The organism is Cupriavidus lacunae, assembly GCF_003353055.1.
Taxonomy (GTDB): domain Bacteria; phylum Pseudomonadota; class Gammaproteobacteria; order Burkholderiales; family Burkholderiaceae; genus Cupriavidus; species Cupriavidus lacunae.
Genome location: NZ_QKWJ01000044.1, coordinates 16121 through 33566, shown reverse-complemented (window position 1 = coordinate 33566; position 17446 = coordinate 16121). Strand labels below are relative to the sequence as shown.

Genomic DNA, 17446 nt, shown 5'->3' with positions numbered 1-17446 from the left:
GCCTATCCATGGAACAACAAGACATCACGTTTCAACCTGAAGAGCCGGCCGATTCGCTGACGCTGGCGCGCTACGCCGAGCGCGCCTACCTGGACTATGCCGTCAGCGTGGTCAAGGGCCGCGCGCTGCCCGAGGTGGCCGACGGCCAGAAGCCGGTGCAGCGGCGCATCCTGTTCGCGATGCACGAGATGGGCCTGCGCGCCGACGCCAAGCCGGTCAAGTCCGCGCGCGTGGTCGGCGACGTGCTGGGCAAGTTCCACCCGCACGGCGACCAGTCCGCCTATGACGCGCTGGTGCGCCTGGCGCAGGACTTCTCGCTGCGCTATCCGCTGATCGACGGCCAGGGCAACTTCGGCTCGCGCGACGGCGATGGCGCCGCGGCGATGCGCTACACCGAAGCGCGCCTGACGCCGATCTCGCGGCTGCTGCTCGACGAGATCGACGAAGGCACGGTCGATTTCGCCCCCAACTACGACGGCTCGATGCAGGAGCCCAGGCTGCTGCCGGCGCGGCTGCCGTTCGTGCTGCTCAACGGCGCCTCGGGCATCGCGGTGGGCATGGCGACCGAGATCCCGCCGCATAACCTGCGTGAAGTCGCTGCGGCCACGGTGGCGATGATCCGCAACCCGAACATCACGCTGGCCGAGTTGCTGGCGTTGATGCCGGGGCCGGACTATCCGGGCGGCGGCCAGATCATCTCGCCGGCGTCCGATATCGCCCAGATCTACGAGGGCGGCCGCGGCAGCCTGAAGGTGCGCGCGCGCTGGACCATCGAGGAGATGGCGCGCGGCCAGTGGCAGCTGGTGGTGACCGAGCTGCCGCCGAACACGTCGGCGCAGAAGGTGCTGGAAGAGATCGAGGAAATCACCAACCCCAAGATCAAGACCGGCAAGAAGGCGTTGACGCAGGACCAGCAGCAACTGAAGGCCAGCATGCTGGCGGTGCTGGACGCGGTGCGCGATGAATCCGGCAAGGACGCGCCGGTGCGCCTGGTGTTCGAGCCCAAGAGCAAGAACATCGCCCAGCAGGAATTTGTCCAGACGCTGCTGGCGCATACCAGCCTGGAGTCGGGTGCGCCGATCAACCTGGTGATGATCGGCACCGACGGGCGCCCGCGCCAGAAGGGCCTGCGCGAGATCCTGTCCGAGTGGATCGCGTTCCGCTTCGACACCGTCACGCGCCGCACGCGCCACCGCCTGGCCAAGGTCGAGGACCGCATCCATATCCTCGAAGGCCGGATGCTGGTGCTGCTCAATATCGACGAGGTGATTCGCATCATCCGCGAGAGCGACGAGCCCAAGCCGGCACTGATCGAGGCCTTCGGCCTGAGCGACCGCCAGGCCGAGGACATCCTGGAAATCCGCCTGCGCCAGCTGGCCCGCCTCGAATCGATCAGGATCGAGAAGGAGCTCAAGGCGCTGCGCGACGAGCAGGCCGAATTGGACGTGCTGCTCAAGTCCGAGACCATGATGCGCCGTCGCATCATCAAGGAGATCGAGACCGACGCCAAGCAGTACAGCCCGGAAGACAAGGACCCGCGCCGCACGCTGATCCAGGAAGAACGCCGTGCCGCCGCCGAAGTGCGCGTGGTCGACGAGCCGGTGACGGTGGTGATGTCGCAGAAGGGCTGGGTGCGCACGCGCCAGGGCCATGCCCACGATGCGCAGCAGTTCACCTTCAAGGCCGGCGACGCGCTCTATGGCACCTTCGAATGCCGCACGGTCGATGTGCTGCTGGCCTTCGGCACCAACGGCCGGGTCTATTCCGTGCCGGTCGCCAGCCTGCCTGGCGGGCGTGGCGACGGGGTGCCCATCACCACGCTGATCGAGCTGCAGTCCGGTAGCCAGGTCGCGCACACCTTTGCCGGCGCCGCCGAGCAGCGCATGCTGATCGCCACCGCGGGCGGCAATGGCTTCCAGACCAGGGTGGGCGACATGATCAGCCGGCAGAAGGGCGGCAAGTCGTTCCTGACGCTCGATGACGGCGACACCTCGCTGGCGCCGGCGCCGCTGGGCGACGAAGCTACCCATGCGGCCTGCCTTTCCGGCAACGGCCGCCTGTTGCTGGTGGCGCTGGATGAGGTCAAGGTGCTGTCGGCCGGTGGCCGCGGCGTGATCCTGATGGAGCTGGAGCCCAAGGAGAAGCTGCTGCAGGCCGTGGGCGTCGGCGCGCCGGGACTGATGCTGTCGGGCGCAGGGCGCGGTGGCAAGCCGACCTCGCAGAAGCTGGCAGGCGTGGCCTTGCAGGCCTACGTGGGCAAGCGCGCGCGCAAGGGCAAGGCGATCGAGGCTAAGCTCAAGGAACCGCGCATCGATCCGGTACGCGTGGAGCCGCCGGCTGGCAACTGATCCGGCAACTGAGTTCGCTGCCGGTTTGCTCCCCTCTCCCGCTTGCGGGAGAGGGGCCGGGGGAGAGGGCAGGCGCTGGCATACCACTGGCAGTACTTCGTGGATACACCGGCCCTCTCCCCAACCCTCTCCCGCAAGCGGGAGAGGGAGCAAGCAATTGGCAGGTGCCACGCCTGCGGTTCCCCGCATACGGGAAATGTAGCCGGCCAGAATCAACAAAAACCAAGTAGCGCTCGCCTCGTCCTGCATGTCCGTCCTCCCACTTTCCGATCTCGCCCCAGCGCCCGGTCCCCGCCAGCTCTTCATCGAGTTCGCCCGCATGGGCCTGTCCGGCTTCGGCGGCGTGCTGCCCTTCGTGCGGCGCGCGGTGGTCGAGCGCAACCGCTGGCTGGACGACCGCGACTTTGTCGAACTGCTGAGCCTGGGGCAGGTGCTGCCCGGCCCCAATGTCATCAACCTGGCGGTAATGTTGGGGCTGCGCTTTGCCGGGTTCCGGGGCGCACTGGCGGCGTTCTCGGGGCTGGTCATGGTGCCGATGGCGCTGGTGCTGGGCCTGTTGCTGCTATACCAGCACTACCAGGACGTTGCCGCCGTGCAGCGCATGCTGACGGGCATGACCGCCGTATCGGCCGGGCTGATGCTGGCAACCGGCGTCCGGCTGGCACGCAGCCTGTCATGGTCGGCACGCGCGTTGCTGACCGGCGGCGCTGCCTTCGTCACCATCGGGCTGCTGCGCTGGCCGCTGTTGCCGGTGATGGCGGTGCTGGTGCCACTGGCGTTGCTGTGGGAATGGCGCACGGACCGGGACAGGCAGCCATGAGCACGGGTGAAATCCTCGCCAGCCTGCTGGCCCATTTCAGCGCGCTGTCACTGCTGGCCATCGGCGGTGCCAGTTCGACGCTGCCTGACATGCATCGCTACCTGGTCGAAGCCAACGGCTGGCTGACCGATGCGCAATTCTCCGCCATGTACGCGATCTCGCAGGCCGCGCCGGGTCCCAACGTCCTCTTTGTCTCGCTGTTCGGCTGGCAGGCGGCGGGCTTTGCCGGGTCGCTCGTGGCCATGCTGGGCATGTGCGGCCCATCCAGCCTGATCGCGCTCGGCTTTGAGTATTTCTCGGGACGCGCGCCGCACGCGCGCTGGCCCGGACTGATCCGGCGCGGGCTGGCGGCACTGACGATTGGCCTGGTGTTTGCCTCGGGCTGGGTGCTGGCCCGCAGCGTGGATCATCATCACTGGCCCGCCATGGCCCTGACCGCGCTGACGGTGCTGCTGATGCTGAAGACGCGGTTGCATCCACTGGTGCTGGTGGCGATCGGCGGCGCGGCCGGCCTGCTCGGATTCATCTAGCCCTGCAGGCGGATTAGTCCACCCCCACGAATCCCCCGGTCTGGTGCGCCCACAGCCGCGCGTACAGTCCGCCCTGCGCCAGCAATTGCGCGTGCGTGCCGCTTTCCACGATATGCCCGTTGTCCAGCACCACCAGCCGGTCCATGCGCGCGATCGTCGACAGCCGGTGCGCGATGGCGATCACGGTCTTGCCCTGCATCAGGGTTTCCAGGCTTTCCTGGATTGCCGCTTCCACTTCCGAATCCAGCGCCGAGGTGGCTTCGTCCAGGATCAGGACCGGCGCGTTCTTGAGCAGCACGCGCGCGATGGCAATGCGCTGGCGCTGTCCGCCTGACAGCTTCACGCCACGTTCGCCGACCTGCGCCTCCAGCCCGGTGTTGCCGTGGGCGTCGACCAGGTGCGGGGTGAATTCATCGGCGCGGGCGCCGTGCAGCGCTTGCGCCAGTTCGGCCTCGGTGCTGGAGGGCTTGCCGTAGAGCAGGTTCTCGCGGATCGAGCGGTGCAGCAGCGAAGTGTCTTGCGTGACCATGCCGATCTGCGCGCGCAGGCTCTCCTGCGTGACCGCGCCGATGTCCTGGCCGTCGATCAGGATGCGGCCGCTTTCAACGTCATAGAGGCGCAGCAGCAGGTTGACCAGCGTCGACTTGCCGGCGCCGGACGGGCCCACCAGCCCGATCTTCTCGCCGGGCCGCACGGTCAGGTTCACGCCTTCGATGACGCCGGAGCCCTTGCCGTAGTGGAAGCCCACCTGCTCGAAGCGGACTTCGCCCTGCGTGACGCGCAGCGGTTGCGCGCCGGGGCGGTCGGTCACCTTGCGCGGCACGGCAATGGTCTTCATGCCGTCCTGCACCTGCCCGACGTTCTCGAAGATGCCGTTGACCACCCACATGATCCAGCCGGACATATTGTTGATGCGGATCACCAGCCCGGTGGTGAGCGCGATCGCGCCGGTGGTGACATGCCCCTCGCTCCACAGCCACAGCGCCAGCCCGGTGGTGCCGGCGATCAGCGCGCCGTTCATGGCGGTGATGGTGATGTCCATGCCGCTGACCATGCGCCCGGCCATGCGCGTCTTTTCGGTCTGCTCGGCCATGGCGTCGCGCGCATAGTCTTCCTCGTGCCGGGTGTGCGCGAACAGCTTGAGCGTGGTGATATTGGTGTAGCCGTCGACGATGCGACCCATCAGCCGCGAGCGCGCTTCCGTGGCCACCACCGAACGCTGCTTCACGCGCGGCACGAAATGGAGCAGGGCGGCCACGTAGCAGACGATCCACAGCAGCAGCGGGATCATCAGCCGCCAGTCGGCCTGGGCGAACAGCACCAGCGAGCTGACCGCGTAGATCACCACATGCCAGAGCGCATCCACCGCCTGCACGGCGGAATCGCGCAACGAGAAGCCGGTCTGCATGATGCGCTGCGCGATGCGCCCGGCAAAGTCGTTCTGGAAGAACGACAGGCTCTGCTTGAGCACGTAGCGGTGGTTCTGCCAGCGGATCAGGTTGGCCAGGCTGGGGTTGATGACCTGGTGCACCAGCACATCGTGCAGGCCGAAGAAGATGGGTCGCAGCAGCACCGCCACCACCACCATCCACAGCAGCTCATTGCGGTGCCGGCTGAAGAATTCCGCGCCGGGCGTGGTCTGCGCCATGTCGACCAGCCGGCCGAGGAAGCTGAACAGCGCCACCTCGATCAGCGCGCCGACCAGGCCCACCAGCAACAGCAGGGCGAACACGCCCCAGACTTCGCGCAGGTACCAGATGTAGAAGCGCCAGACCTGGCCGGGCGGCTCATGGTCGGGCATGCCCCGGAAGGGGTCGATCAGTCTTTCCAGGCGACGCAACATGGCAGGTTCCCGTTGTGCCCGGCATGCCCTGGCGTCTTTGTGGGAGGCAGGGCGCGCGTGCGGCGGATCAGACGCACCATGATACGCGCCTTGCAGAACGGAAAAGCCCCGCCAGTGGCGGGGCTTTGTCTGAACCGCGGTGTGGAAATTGCCGAAGGGGCAGGTTCAGTGGATCACCATATGCGTGAACGGCGGCACGTAGGCCTGCAGCGTGACGAAGATGCCGACCAGGATCGCCAGTGCGATCGAGTGGAAGAACACATAGCGCAGGATGTCGCCCTCGTGGCCGTACCACTTGGTCGCCGTGGAGGCCACCACGATCGACTGGGCGTCGATCATCTTGCCCATCACGCCGCCCGAGCTGTTGGCCGCCGACATTAGCACCGGCGACAGCCCAAGCTGCTCGGCCGTGGTCTTCTGCAGGCCGCCGAACAGCACGTTCGAGGCGGTGTCCGAGCCGGTCAGTGCCACGCCCAGCCAGCCCAGCATGGTGCCGAACAGGGGGTAGAGCACGCCGGTCTGGGCAAAGGCCAGGCCCAGCGTCGCATCCAGTCCCGAATAGCGCGTCAGGTAGCCGATGCCGAACATGGCGCTGATGGTCAGCAGCGAGAACTTGGTCAGCTTGATGGTTTCCCAGTATTCCCTGAGCATGCGCGGGATCGAGTAGCCCATCAGCAGTCCGCCCACCAAGGCGGACACCAGGATGCCGGTGCCGGCCATCGACAGCACGTTGAACAGGAACACGGCCGGTTCGGCGATTTCCTTGGGCGTGACCGGCGGATGCTTGATGATCGCCTTGTCCAGGCCCGGCACCGGGAATTTGAACTGCCACAGGGCGTCCATCATCTTCTTGAACTCGGGGATGCCCCACACGAAGACGAACACGGTCAGGATGACCCACGGCATCCAGGCCTTCACCACCGAGATCCCGGCCGAAGCGGCGGTGGCGCGGGCGTCGGCTTCCAGCGCTTCGGGGTGGTCGACCTTGGACTCGTCGTGGCGGCCGAGGATCTTGGTCGAGGTCCAGATTTCCTTCGGATGCCAGACCTTCAGGAACAGGGTCAGGCAGCCCATCGAGACCAGCGACGAGATCACGTCGACTAGCCATGGGCCGTGGAAGTTCGATACCAGGAACTGCGGGACGGCGAACGTCACGCCGGCCACCAGGATCGCCGGCCAGATCGCGAGCATGCCGCGCAAGCCCGCGAAGGCCCAGATCAGCCAGAACGGCACCAGCACCGAGAAGAACGGAAGCTGGCGGCCGATCATGGCGGACAGCGTGACCTGGTCGATGCCGGTCACCGACGACAGGCCGATGATCGGGGCGCCCAGCGCGCCGAATGCCACCGGCGCGGTGTTGGCGATCAGGGCCAGGCCGGAAGCCGCCAGCGGCGAGAAGCCCAGGCCGATCAGGATGGCGCCGGTCACGGCCACGGGGGTACCGAAGCCGGCGGCGCCTTCAAAGAAAGCGCCAAAGCTGAAGGCCACCAGCAGCAGTTGCAGGCGGCGGTCTTCGGTGACGCCGGAAATGGAGGTCTGCAGGACCTTGAAGGATCCGTTCAGGGTTGTGAGCCGGTGCAGGAAGATGATGTTGAGAACGATCCAGCCGATCGGGAACAGGCCGGAAATGATGCCCAGCCCGGCTGCCTTGCCGGCCATGGCCGACGGCATGCCAAACACCGTGGAAGCCACCACGATGCCTACCACCAGCGCCAGGCCGGCGGCAAGATGCGCCTGCATATGAAAGAACGCCAGTGCGACCAGCAGCACGGCGACGGGTATCCCCGCGGCAATAGTGGACAGCGCCATATTGCTTAGCGGGTCATAGACTTGACTCCACACGATGGAAATCCTCCTCTGGTTTGGCTCAGGTGCCCGGGCGATCTGCGTGCCCTGGACATCCCGCAGGCGCTTTGCACCGGCGTGCGGCTGCCGCCGCGCATCGGCAAAGAACAGGGATTTTAAGAACGGGTTCCTTCGTGGCTGCCGTACATCGCGTCATGCCTGCCATGAGCCACATTCAGGGATCAGGGTTTGCCCCGGGGGGGGCATGACAGCGCACGTGGGGCCTTGCCGCCACACTGTCCAGAGTACTCTAAACGGCGCCTGTTGCAAAAGTATGCGCACCGGTTGCGATGCAGCATGACCGGCCGATGTGGCCATCTGGTGCCGGCTGGCGCGAGCGCCGCTGTCAAGCCATACTGGCAGGCAGCGCGCGGGGCAGAACGCCCGCGCCAACCATTTCGAGGCGAGGTATCCCATGACCGAATTCCTTCCCCCGTGGCCGTTGCTGACCGCGTTCGTGCTGGCCAGCCTGGCGCTGGCGATTACGCCTGGTCCAGCCGTGGTTTATATCGTCACGCGCACGCTGGCGCAGGGCCGGCAGGCCGGGCTCGCGTCGATCGGCGCGGTGGCGCTGGGCAACCTGGGCAATGCGTTTGGCGCCTCGCTCGGGCTGGCGGTGCTGTTCTCGGTGTCGGCGCTGGCGTTCACGGTGGTCAAGTACGCGGGGGCGGCCTACCTGATCTGGCTGGGCATCCGCGCGTTGCGCGGTGGCGGGGCGGCGGCCGGCGGCGACACGCCGGAAGTGGCGCCGCGCAGCCTGCGCCAGGTGGTGCGCGACGGCTTCGTGGTGGCGCTGCTCAACCCCAAGACCACGATCTTCTTCGCGGCCTTCCTGCCGCAGTTCATGAACCCGGCGGGCTCGGCACTGACGCAGAGCCTGGCGCTGGGCGTGGCCTTCGTGCTGATCGCCGCGACCACGGACGCCTGCTACGTGATGGCCGCCGCCGCGGTGATGCCGGCGCTGCGCCGCGCCGGCCGGGCGCGCGCGTTCGGCCGCTACCTGACAGGCGCGGCGTTTATCGGACTGGGGGTATTTACCGCGACGTCGGGCTCGCGCGCGCCGAAGTAGGGCAGGGCAGCGGGGAAGAACGCGGTAAAGACCGCGGGAAGAAAAAACTGCCGCGGCTCAACGCAGCGGCAGTTCCAGGATGCCGCCCGCCGCGGGGCGGGCGCGCATCGCGCTCAGCCAGCGCTCCAGGTCGGGGCGTGGCTGGTGCCTGAGCGGCAGCCCCATCCAGCGGTGCGCGGCGCAGGCCAGCGAGATGTCGGCCATGGTGAAGCGGTCGCCGCCGATGAACTCGCGTCCGGCCAGCGCCTTGTCGAGCAACGCGGCCAGCGGCTCGGTGCGCTCGCACGACGCCTGGATGGCGGCCTCGTCGCGCTCCGCCGCGGGTTTGCGCGCCAGGTTCAGGAACGCCGTCACCATGGCCGGGCTGAAGGCGGTGGTCTGCCAGTCCATCCAGCGGTCGGCCGAAGCGCGCGCCTTGACATCCTCGGGCCACAGCGTGCCTTCGCCGTAGCGCGCGCACAGGTAACGCACGATCGCATTGGATTCCCACAGCACGAACGGCTCGCCGCCGACATCGGTGCCGCGAAAATCTTCGATCACGGGGATCTGGCGGTTCGGGTTCAGGCGCACATAGGCCTCGGTGTCGAGGTCGCCCTTGGTCACGCCGATATCGACGCGCTCATGGTCCAGGTGCAGCTCGCGCGCGCACCAGACCACCTTCTGCACGTTGATGGAGGAGAGTCGGCCCCAGATACGCAACATGGCAGCTCCAGTGGTGAGGCGCGCCCGGGCTTCAGGCCGCGCGCGGTTGCTTGGCGGCGGCCGCGGCGATGACTTCGCGGAACAGCTCGCCGAGGATCGCCACGCCCTGCTCGATGCGCTCGGCCGACACCGTGACAAAGGCCAGGCGCAGCGCGTTGCGCTTCGGGTTGCTGGCGTAGAACGGCGCGCCCGGCACGTAGGCCACGTTGCGCTTCACCGCTTCTTCCAGGATCACCATGCTGTCCAGGCCCTCGGGCAGCTCCATCCAGATGAACATGCCGCCTTCAGGCGCGTTCCAGCTCACGCCCTCGGGCATATGGCGCTTGAGCGCGTCCAGCATGGTCTGGCACTGCTTGCTGTAGAGCTCGCGGATGGTCGGGATGTGCGTGTCGAGCAGGCCGTCGCGGATGGTCTCGTAGGCCACGCGCTGGGTGAAGGTCGGCGTATGCAGGTCCGACGCCTGCTTGGCCTGGCACAGCTTGAAATGCAGCTCGGGCGGGGCGATCACGTAGCCCAGGCGCATGCCGGGGGCCAGGATCTTCGAGAACGAGCCCATGTAGATCACGCCGTCGGGGTTCATCGACAGCAGGCTGGGCAACTGGTCGCCGGTGTAGCTGAGCGCGCCGTAGGGATCGTCCTCGACCAGCAGCACGCCCTGTTCCTTTGCGCGGGCCACCAGCGCCTCGCGGCGCTCCAGCGGCAGGCGGCGCCCGGTCGGGTTCTGGAAGTTGGGCAGGGCGTACAGGAAGCGCGCGCCGGCGGTCAGTTCGGGCGTCAGCGACTCGGGCAACAGGCCCTTGTCGTCGCTGGGGATCGAGACGAATTCAGGTTCGAACAGCGAGAACGCCTGCAGCGCGCCGAGGTAGCTGGGGGTTTCTACCAGCACCTTGCTGCCCGGGTCGATCATCACCTTGGCGATCAGGTCCAGTGCCTGCTGCGAGCCGGTCGTGATCAGCACGCGCTCGACCGGAGCGCCATGACGTTTGGCGACGAACTCGCGCAGCGGCAGGTAGCCTTCGGTCGCGGCGTATTGCAGCGCCGCCTGCGGGTTGTCAGCGAATACGCGGGCCGTCGCCGCCTCCATCGCCGCTACCGGGAACGAAGCCGGCGACGGCAGGCCGCCGGCGAACGAAATGACTTCCGGACGCTCGGTGACCTTCAGGATTTCGCGGATGGCCGAGCTGGTCAGTTGCTGCGCCCGGCGGGAGATGGCCCATTTCATGATGTGTCTCTTGTGGTCTTGGGGGGATTCTGGAACGAGCGGCTGGTGCCGCTCAGTCAACGATAAATAGTCTTGCGCCCTTCGGCGAGGACGAACGGTGCGCCTCCGCCTGGTCGGCAACCTGGTAGCTGGTACCCGCGCCGAGCACGAACTGCCGCCCGTCTTCCAGCTCGGTATGGAGCTCGCCGTCCAGCACGAACAGGATATGGCCCTTGCTGCACCAGTGGTCGGCCAGGTAGCCGGGCGAGTATTCGACCATACGTACGCGGATGTCGCCGAACTGGCGCGTGCGCCAGGTGGCCTCGCCCTGCTCGCCGGGGTGGCGGGTGGGCGCGATCGCCGACCAGTCGGTGGTGCCGAAGGGCAGGTTGTCGATGCGCATGCAGTCCTTAGCCCTGCACTTCAGCGATCATTTCGATCTCGACGCAGGCGCCCAGCGGGATCTGCGCCACGCCGAAAGCGCTGCGCGCATGCTTGCCCTTGTCGCCGAACACTTCTGCCAGCAGCTCCGAGGCGCCGTTGGTGACCAGGTGCTGCTCGGTGAATTCGGGGGTCGAGTTGACCAGGCTCATCACCTTGACGATGCGGGTGACACGGTTCAGGTCGCCCACGTGCGCATGCAGCGTGGCCAGCAGGTCGATGGCGATGGCGCGCGCGGCGGCCTTGCCAGACTCGGTGTCGATGTCCTGGCCCAGCTTGCCGGCCCATACCTTGCCGTCCTTGCGGGCGATATGGCCCGACAGGAACACGGTGTTGCCGGTTTGCGCGGCCATGACATAGGCGGCGGCGGGGGCGCTGACGGCCGGCAGTTCGATGCCGAGGCGGGCAAGGGTGTCGTAGACCGAGATTTGGGACATGTAGGCTCCAGTCAGTGAATGCGTCCAGGGAGGATCGGTGGCGTTTCCGGGGCGGGGACGCGGGCAGGTGCGCTTTGCTGCACGGCGGCGCGGCGGCCAAGGGCCACGACGGCGATCACCGCCACCGCGAAGGCGATGGTGGGGGCGTCAAGCGGCTCGGCCAGGATCAGCGCGCCGCCCGCCAGCGTCAGGAACGGCTGCAGCAATTGTATCTGGCCGACGCGGGCCACGCCGCCTTTTGCGAGGCCGGCGTACCAGAAAAGGAAGCCGACAAACATCGAAAACACCGAAACATAGGCCATGCCGCCCCACGCGCGCGGCGACGCCGCGGCGATCGCCGGCAGATCGTGCAGCGCCAGCCAGGCCACCACCGGCGCCAGCACCGGCAGCGACACCGCCAGCGCCCAGCTGATGGTTTCCAGCCCGCCCAGCTCGCGCGACAGCTTGCCACCCTCGGCATAGCCCAGCGCGCCCAGCACCACGGCGGCAAACAGGTACCAGTCGGCATGCTGCAGGCCGCCCGCGCCCTGCCACACGGCAAAGCCCACCACCAGCGCGCTGCCGGCCACGGCCGATAGCCAGAACGCCGGCGACGGCCGCTCGCGCCCGAGCCAGGCGGCGAACACCGCGGTCGCCAGCGGCAGCAGGCCGATCACGATGGCGCCATGGCTGGCCGGCACCTCGCGCATGGCCAGCGAAGAAAACAGCGGAAAGCCCGCCACCACGCCCAGCGCGGTCACGGCCAGCCGCGGCCACTGGCCGCCGCGCGGGCGGCGGCCGGCGGACAGCGCGCCGCGCCAGGCCAGCAGCACCAGCGCCAGCACCGCTGCCAGCACGGCACGCGCCAGTGCGACAAAGATCGGGTCCAGCTCCGCCACCGCCATGCGCGTGAACGGCAGCGTCTGGCTGAAGATGGCTACGCCGACAAAGCCCAGCAGCATGCCGCCAGAGGCCGGCGCGGCAGGCGCCAGGAGCGGTGAAGCGGGGCGGCTGGTGGCCAGGGTTGGCCTCTTGGTTGTCATGGTCCGAAATCCGGTTGGATGGTCCTACTGCACGCCCGGTCGGGCACTGATGGCAATCCACAGCGCGGTCAGCGCCAGCGCCGCGCCCATGGCGCGGTTGAACCAGCGCACGCGCTGGCCCTGTTGCAGCCATTGCCGCAGCGATGCGCCCAGCACGCCGTACACGCTGTTGCTGACAAAGCCGAGCACGCCGAACACACCGCACACCAGCAGCGCGCGCTGCGCCGGCGAGGCCGCGCCGGCCATGTACGAAGCAGCCACCGCCAGCGCCAGCATCCACGCCTTGATATTGGCGTACTGCAGCACTGCCGACTGCCACACGCTCAGCGGGCGCAGCACCTGTTTCTCAGCCAGCGCCGTGCTGCGCGCGATCTTCCATGCCAGCCACAGCAGGTAGGCCACGCCGGCCACGTGCACGACGGCGGCCAGCGCGGGCTGGCCCAGGATCAGCGCGCCCACGCCCAGTGCGCACAGCGCCAGGATGCTGGCAAAGCCGAAGGCCACGCCCACGCAGTGCGGCAGCGTCGCGCGCAGCCCGAAGTTGGCGCCGGTGACCGCGGCAATGGTGGTGTTGGGTCCGGGCGTGAACAGGCCGACCGTCAGCAGGGTCAGCAGGGCAAGGAATTGCGCGGCCGTCAGGCCGGTGAGCAGGCCGGACGCCATCACGCGAACGCGACCACCACGCGCCGGTTGGTGCGGCTCTTCTTCTCGATCTTGGTCACCACGACCGCGCCGATCTCGCTGGTGTTGGCCACGTGCGTGCCGCCGCAGGGCTGGCGGTCCACGCCCGGGATCTCGATGATGCGGATGCTGGCCGTGCCCGCCGGCGGCGCGGCGCCGATGGTGCGCACCAGCTCGGGCTGGGCGGCAAGTTCCTGCGGCGAGATCAGCGTGGTGCGCACCGCGGTGTTGGCGTGGATCAGCGCGTTCAGGCGCTCGGTCAGGTCGGCCTTGTCCAGCGTCGATTCCGGCAGGTCGAAGTCGATGCGCGCCGATTCCGGCGAGATGCCGCAGCCGGTCACCGGCACCGGGATCAGCGAGCCCAGCAGGTGCAGGCAGGTATGCAGCCGCATCAGTTTGTGGCGGCGCGCCCAGTCGATGGTCACGGTGACGCGCTCGCCTATGCGCGGCAGCGGCGCGTCCGGGGCCGGCACATGCAGGATGCGGCTACGGTCGTCGGCGTAGACGGTGTCGGCGATGACCACCGTGCGCCCGTCGGCCAGCGCCAGCGTGGCGGTGTCGCCGGCCTGGCCGCCGCTGCGCGCATAGCACACGGTTTCGTCGAGTTCGATCCCTTCGGCGCTGGCCGCCACCACGGTGGCGGTGCAGTGGTCGAGGTAGGGGTCTTCGTCGAAGCGCTTGCGGGTGGCGGACATCGGGGGTCTCCTGGTGGGCTTGTTCTGGGTGTGGCTAGCGCAGGGTACGGATGCCCTGCGTGATTTCGATTTGATCGAGGGCGAGCGCCATCCTGGCTTGATGGTAGACAAGGTAGTCGGTACAGTACCGGTACAGTTCAGCGGATCGTATTCAGTACAGTTGCGGGAGCAGCACATGGACGCCAACAGCAGGGACGACGGGACTGGCAGCGATACCGCCACTGTCGCGCATCAGAAGGATAACGGAAGCGGCGCACAAAGCACATCAGGGCAAGCGTCCGGCCGTTCGCTGCGGCTGGTGGTGCCGCCCACCGAGCGCCTGCCGGACCCGATTCCCTCGGCGCAGATGACGCTGGTCGAGCAGCTGACCGAATGGGCCCGCATGCGCATCGACGAGCGCGTGTTCCGCGCCGGCATGCGCATGCCGTCGATCCGGCAGCTGGCGCACGAGAAGGGCATCTCGCGCTTTACCGTGGTCGAGGCCTATGAGCGGCTGGTGGCGCTGGGCTACCTGGAATCGCGCCGCGGCTCGGGCTTCTACGTGCGCGAGCGCGCCGCGGCCGCGCCCGCCGCGCCGGTGTCCGGCAACGTGGCGGTGGCACGCAATATCGACGTGACCTGGCTGCTGCGCAGCATGTTCCATACCGCCGAGGCGCACAAGGCCCCCGGGCTGGGCTTCCTGCCCAACGACTGGCTCGACGGCGAGCTGATCGCCAGCGCGCTGCGCGGGCTGGGCCGCCAGCCCGGCAACCATTTCCTGGCCAGCGGCACGCCGCAGGGCTTCCTGCCGCTGCGCCAGCAACTGCGTACCCGGCTGGAAGAGCTGGAAATCGGCGCCAGCGCCGAGCAGATCGTGCTGACTTCGGGCATCACCCAGGCGCTGGACCTGATCGCGCGGCTCTACCTGCAGCCCGGCGACGCCGTGCTGGTGGGCGACCCGGCCTGGTTCGTGATGTTCGGCCGCTTTGCCGCGCAGGGCGCGCAGGTGATCGGCGTGCCGTACACCGCCGAGGGGCCGGACCTGGAGGCGCTGGAGCGCATCGTGCAGGCGCGCCGGCCAAAGCTGTTTGTGATCAACTCGGTGCTGCACAATCCCACCGGCACCTCGCTGTCGGCGGCCAAGGCCTTCCAGCTGCTGCGCCTGGCCGAGCAGTACGACTTCCTGATCGTCGAGGACGATATCTACTGCGACCTGTGCCCGCCCGGCCATGCCGCCACCCGGCTGGCCAGCCTGGACCAGCTGCGCCGGGTGATCTACCTGGGCAGCTTTTCCAAGACCCTGGCGGCCAACCTGCGCGTGGGCTTTATCGCCGCGCCCCCGGAGATGGCGTCTGCGCTGACCGACAGCAAGCTGCTGGCGGGGCTGGCCACGCCCGAGATCAACGAGCGCGTGCTGTACAAGGTCCTGACCGAGGGCCACTACCGCAAGCATGTGGAACGCGTGCGCACCCGGCTGGACCGCGCCCGCGACGACACCCGGCGCGAGCTGGAGCGCCTGGGCCTGCGCCTCTTTCCCGGCCAGCATGCCGGCATGTACCTGTGGGCCGATACCGGCCGCGATACCAACGCGATCGCCACCGCCGGCCATGAAGAGGGCTACCTGTTCGCCCCGGGCAGCCTGTTCTCGCCGTCGCAGATGCCGTCGGGCTGGATGCGCTTCAACGTGGCCAGCAGCGGCCACCCGGACATGCTGGCCTTCCTGGCACGCCAGCTCGAACGCATGTAAGCCACGCCGCCGTTGCACCCCGGGCCTTGAAAAATGGCCCGGGCGGCCCTATTTCTGGCGGCACCGGCCACGTTGGCGTGGCCCACCCATTTTCCAGATTCGCCAGTTTCCAAGAGGAGAACCATGACCGCACCGCACGAGACGATGAGCTTCCAGGCGGAAGTGAAGCAACTGCTGCACCTGATGATCCACTCGCTGTACAGCAACAAGGAAATTTTCCTGCGCGAGCTGGTCTCGAATGCTTCGGACGCCACCGACAAGCTGCGCTTCGAGGCGATCGCGAACCCGTCCCTGCTGGAAAACGACGCCGACCTGGCCATCCGCATCGAGGCCGACCCGCAGGCGCGCACGCTGAAGATCACCGACAACGGCATCGGCATGAGTCGCGACGAGGCCATCCGCAACCTCGGCACCATCGCCCGCTCCGGCACCAAGGAATTCTTCCAGCAGCTGTCCGGCGACCAGCAGAAGGACGCCGCGCTGATCGGCCAGTTCGGCGTCGGCTTCTACTCGGCCTTTATCGTCGCCGACAAGGTCACGGTGGAAACGCGCCGCGCCGGCCTGGGCGCCGAAGACGCAGTGCGCTGGGAAAGCACCGGCGACGGCGAGTTCACCATCGATGCCATTGCCCGCACCGAGCGCGGCACCGCCATCACGCTGCACCTGCGCGAGGGCGAGGATGATTTCCTGTCGGCCTGGCGCCTGAAGAGCATCATCCAGAAGTACTCGGACCATATCTCGCTGCCGATCCGCATGCACAAGGAGGTGTGGGACGCTGAATCCAGCACCTACAAGCGTACCGACGAGTGGGAAAGCGTGAACCAGGCCAGCGCGCTGTGGACCCGCGCCAAGTCCGACATCACCGACGAGCAGTACACCGCTTTCTACCAGCACATCGCGCACGACAACGAAGTGCCGCTGGCGTGGACCCACAACCGCGTGGAAGGCCGCAGCGAATATACCCAGCTGCTGTATATCCCGGCGCGCGCGCCGTTCGACCTGTGGGACCGCAACCACAAGGCCGGCCTGAAGCTGTACGTCAAGCGCGTCTTCATCATGGACGATGCTGACCAGCTGCTACCGGGCTACCTGCGCTGGGTCAAGGGCGTGGTCGATTCCGCCGACCTGCCTCTGAACGTATCGCGCGAACTGCTGCAGGAAAGCCGCGACGTCAAGGCCATCCGCGAGGGCTGCACCAAGCGCGTGCTGTCGATGCTGGAATCGCTGGCCGACAGTGAAGAGGAAGCCGAACGCGCCAAGTACACCACCTTCTGGCAGCAATTCGGCCAGGCGCTCAAGGAAGGCATCGGCGAGGACCAGGCCAACCAGGAGCGCGTGGCAAAGCTGCTGCGCTTTGCCTCCACGCACAACGACACTTCCGAGCAGAACGTGGCGCTGGCCGCGTACGTCGGCCGCATGAAGGAAGGCCAGGACAAGATCTACTACGTGACGGCCGATACCTGGTCCGCCGGCAAGAACAGCCCGCACCTGGAAGTGTTCCGCAAGAAGGGCATCGAAGTGCTGCTGCTGACCGACCGCGTCGACGAATGGATGCTGTCGTTCCTGCGCGAGTTCGACGGCAAGGAACTGGTCTCGGTGGCGCGCGGCGACCTGGACCTGGGCAAGCTCGCCGACGAAGCCGAGAAGGCCGAGCAGGAAAAGGCCGAGGCCGACTGGAAGGACGTGGTCGAACGCGCCAGGGCCGTGCTCGACGGCAAGGCCAAGGACGTGCGCGTGACGCTGCGCCTGACCGCATCGGCTTCGTGCCTGGTCTCCGACGAAGGCGACATGAGCGGCTACCTGCAGCGCCTGCTCAAGCAGGCCGGACAGAAGGCGCCGGACGCCCAGCCGATCCTGGAGCTGAACCCGGAGCACGCGCTGGTGCAGAAGCTGCGCGATCTTCCCGAGGGTGATGCCTTCAGCGACCGCGTTCAGGTGCTGTTCGACCAGGCGCTGCTGGCTGAAGGCGGCATGCTGGAAGATCCGGCCGCCTACGTGCAGCGCGTGAACAAGCTGCTGGCCTGACCCCGGGCAAGAGTACCCCCGCTGCGCAAGCAGCGGGGAGATCGATCCCATTGTGTCGTAA

Annotated in this window: 15 protein-coding genes; 6 read left to right on the top strand and 9 right to left on the bottom strand. The window is 67.6% G+C overall.

Annotated elements, in window-relative coordinates; genetic code table 11:
- The first annotated feature begins 8 nt into the window (after window positions 1-8).
- The 3 genes from parC (at window position 9) to DN412_RS26825 (ending at window position 3698) form a co-directional block, all read left to right on the top strand.
- On the top strand, window positions 9-2348 hold the full coding sequence (gene parC, locus DN412_RS26835; RefSeq protein WP_115214357.1) for a DNA topoisomerase IV subunit A: 2340 nt from the start codon (window positions 9-11) through the stop codon (window positions 2346-2348).
- A 247-nt stretch (window positions 2349-2595) separates the two neighbouring features.
- Window positions 2596-3168: a chromate transporter gene (locus DN412_RS26830; RefSeq protein ID WP_115214356.1), complete on the top strand. Its 573-nt coding sequence runs from the start codon at window positions 2596-2598 to the stop codon at window positions 3166-3168.
- Complete coding sequence (locus DN412_RS26825; protein WP_078197192.1) at window positions 3165-3698, top strand: chromate transporter; 534 nt, start codon at window positions 3165-3167, stop codon at window positions 3696-3698. Before DN412_RS26830 ends, DN412_RS26825 begins: the two co-directional genes overlap by 4 nt.
- A gap of 13 nt (window positions 3699-3711) precedes the next feature.
- Here the strand turns inward: DN412_RS26825 and DN412_RS26820 are convergent, their stop codons facing one another.
- Window positions 3712-5541: an ABC transporter ATP-binding protein gene (locus DN412_RS26820; RefSeq protein WP_078197191.1), complete on the bottom strand. Its 1830-nt coding sequence runs from the start codon at window positions 5539-5541 to the stop codon at window positions 3712-3714.
- 165 nt (window positions 5542-5706) lie between these two features.
- Window positions 5707-7383: an L-lactate permease gene (locus DN412_RS26815; protein ID WP_115214355.1), complete on the bottom strand. Its 1677-nt coding sequence runs from the start codon at window positions 7381-7383 to the stop codon at window positions 5707-5709.
- Between the two features lie 418 nt (window positions 7384-7801).
- Between DN412_RS26815 and DN412_RS26810 the strand changes: the two genes are divergently transcribed.
- Window positions 7802-8455 carry a LysE family translocator gene (locus tag DN412_RS26810; RefSeq protein ID WP_115214354.1) on the top strand — a complete coding sequence of 218 codons (654 nt, stop codon included), beginning with the start codon at window positions 7802-7804 and terminating at the stop codon, window positions 8453-8455.
- A gap of 57 nt (window positions 8456-8512) precedes the next feature.
- Here the strand turns inward: DN412_RS26810 and DN412_RS26805 are convergent, their stop codons facing one another.
- From DN412_RS26805 to DN412_RS26775, 7 genes are all read right to left on the bottom strand, one after another.
- Complete coding sequence (locus tag DN412_RS26805; protein ID WP_115214353.1) at window positions 8513-9157, bottom strand: glutathione S-transferase family protein; 645 nt, start codon at window positions 9155-9157, stop codon at window positions 8513-8515.
- Window positions 9158-9188: 31 nt separating this feature from the next.
- Entirely contained in the window at window positions 9189-10379 is a 1191-nt protein-coding gene (locus tag DN412_RS26800; protein ID WP_115214352.1) for an aminotransferase-like domain-containing protein, read from the bottom strand.
- Window positions 10380-10431: 52 nt separating this feature from the next.
- Window positions 10432-10761, bottom strand: coding sequence for a DHCW motif cupin fold protein (locus DN412_RS26795; protein ID WP_010813560.1), 330 nt, complete (start codon window positions 10759-10761; stop codon window positions 10432-10434).
- A 7-nt stretch (window positions 10762-10768) separates the two neighbouring features.
- Window positions 10769-11236 carry a RidA family protein gene (locus tag DN412_RS26790; protein WP_115214351.1) on the bottom strand — a complete coding sequence of 156 codons (468 nt, stop codon included), beginning with the start codon at window positions 11234-11236 and terminating at the stop codon, window positions 10769-10771.
- Window positions 11237-11247: 11 nt separating this feature from the next.
- Entirely contained in the window at window positions 11248-12177 is a 930-nt protein-coding gene (locus DN412_RS26785) for a DMT family transporter (RefSeq protein WP_115214350.1), read from the bottom strand.
- 105 nt (window positions 12178-12282) lie between these two features.
- Window positions 12283-12921 carry a LysE family translocator gene (locus tag DN412_RS26780; protein ID WP_115214349.1) on the bottom strand — a complete coding sequence of 213 codons (639 nt, stop codon included), beginning with the start codon at window positions 12919-12921 and terminating at the stop codon, window positions 12283-12285.
- Entirely contained in the window at window positions 12921-13634 is a 714-nt protein-coding gene (locus DN412_RS26775) for an alanyl-tRNA editing protein (protein ID WP_115214348.1), read from the bottom strand. Before DN412_RS26775 ends, DN412_RS26780 begins: the two co-directional genes overlap by 1 nt.
- A gap of 175 nt (window positions 13635-13809) precedes the next feature.
- Between DN412_RS26775 and DN412_RS26770 the strand changes: the two genes are divergently transcribed.
- Complete coding sequence (locus DN412_RS26770) at window positions 13810-15360, top strand: aminotransferase-like domain-containing protein (protein ID WP_115214347.1); 1551 nt, start codon at window positions 13810-13812, stop codon at window positions 15358-15360.
- 123 nt (window positions 15361-15483) lie between these two features.
- On the top strand, window positions 15484-17385 hold the full coding sequence (gene htpG, locus DN412_RS26765) for a molecular chaperone HtpG (RefSeq protein WP_115214346.1): 1902 nt from the start codon (window positions 15484-15486) through the stop codon (window positions 17383-17385).
- Window positions 17386-17446: the final 61 nt, after the last annotated feature.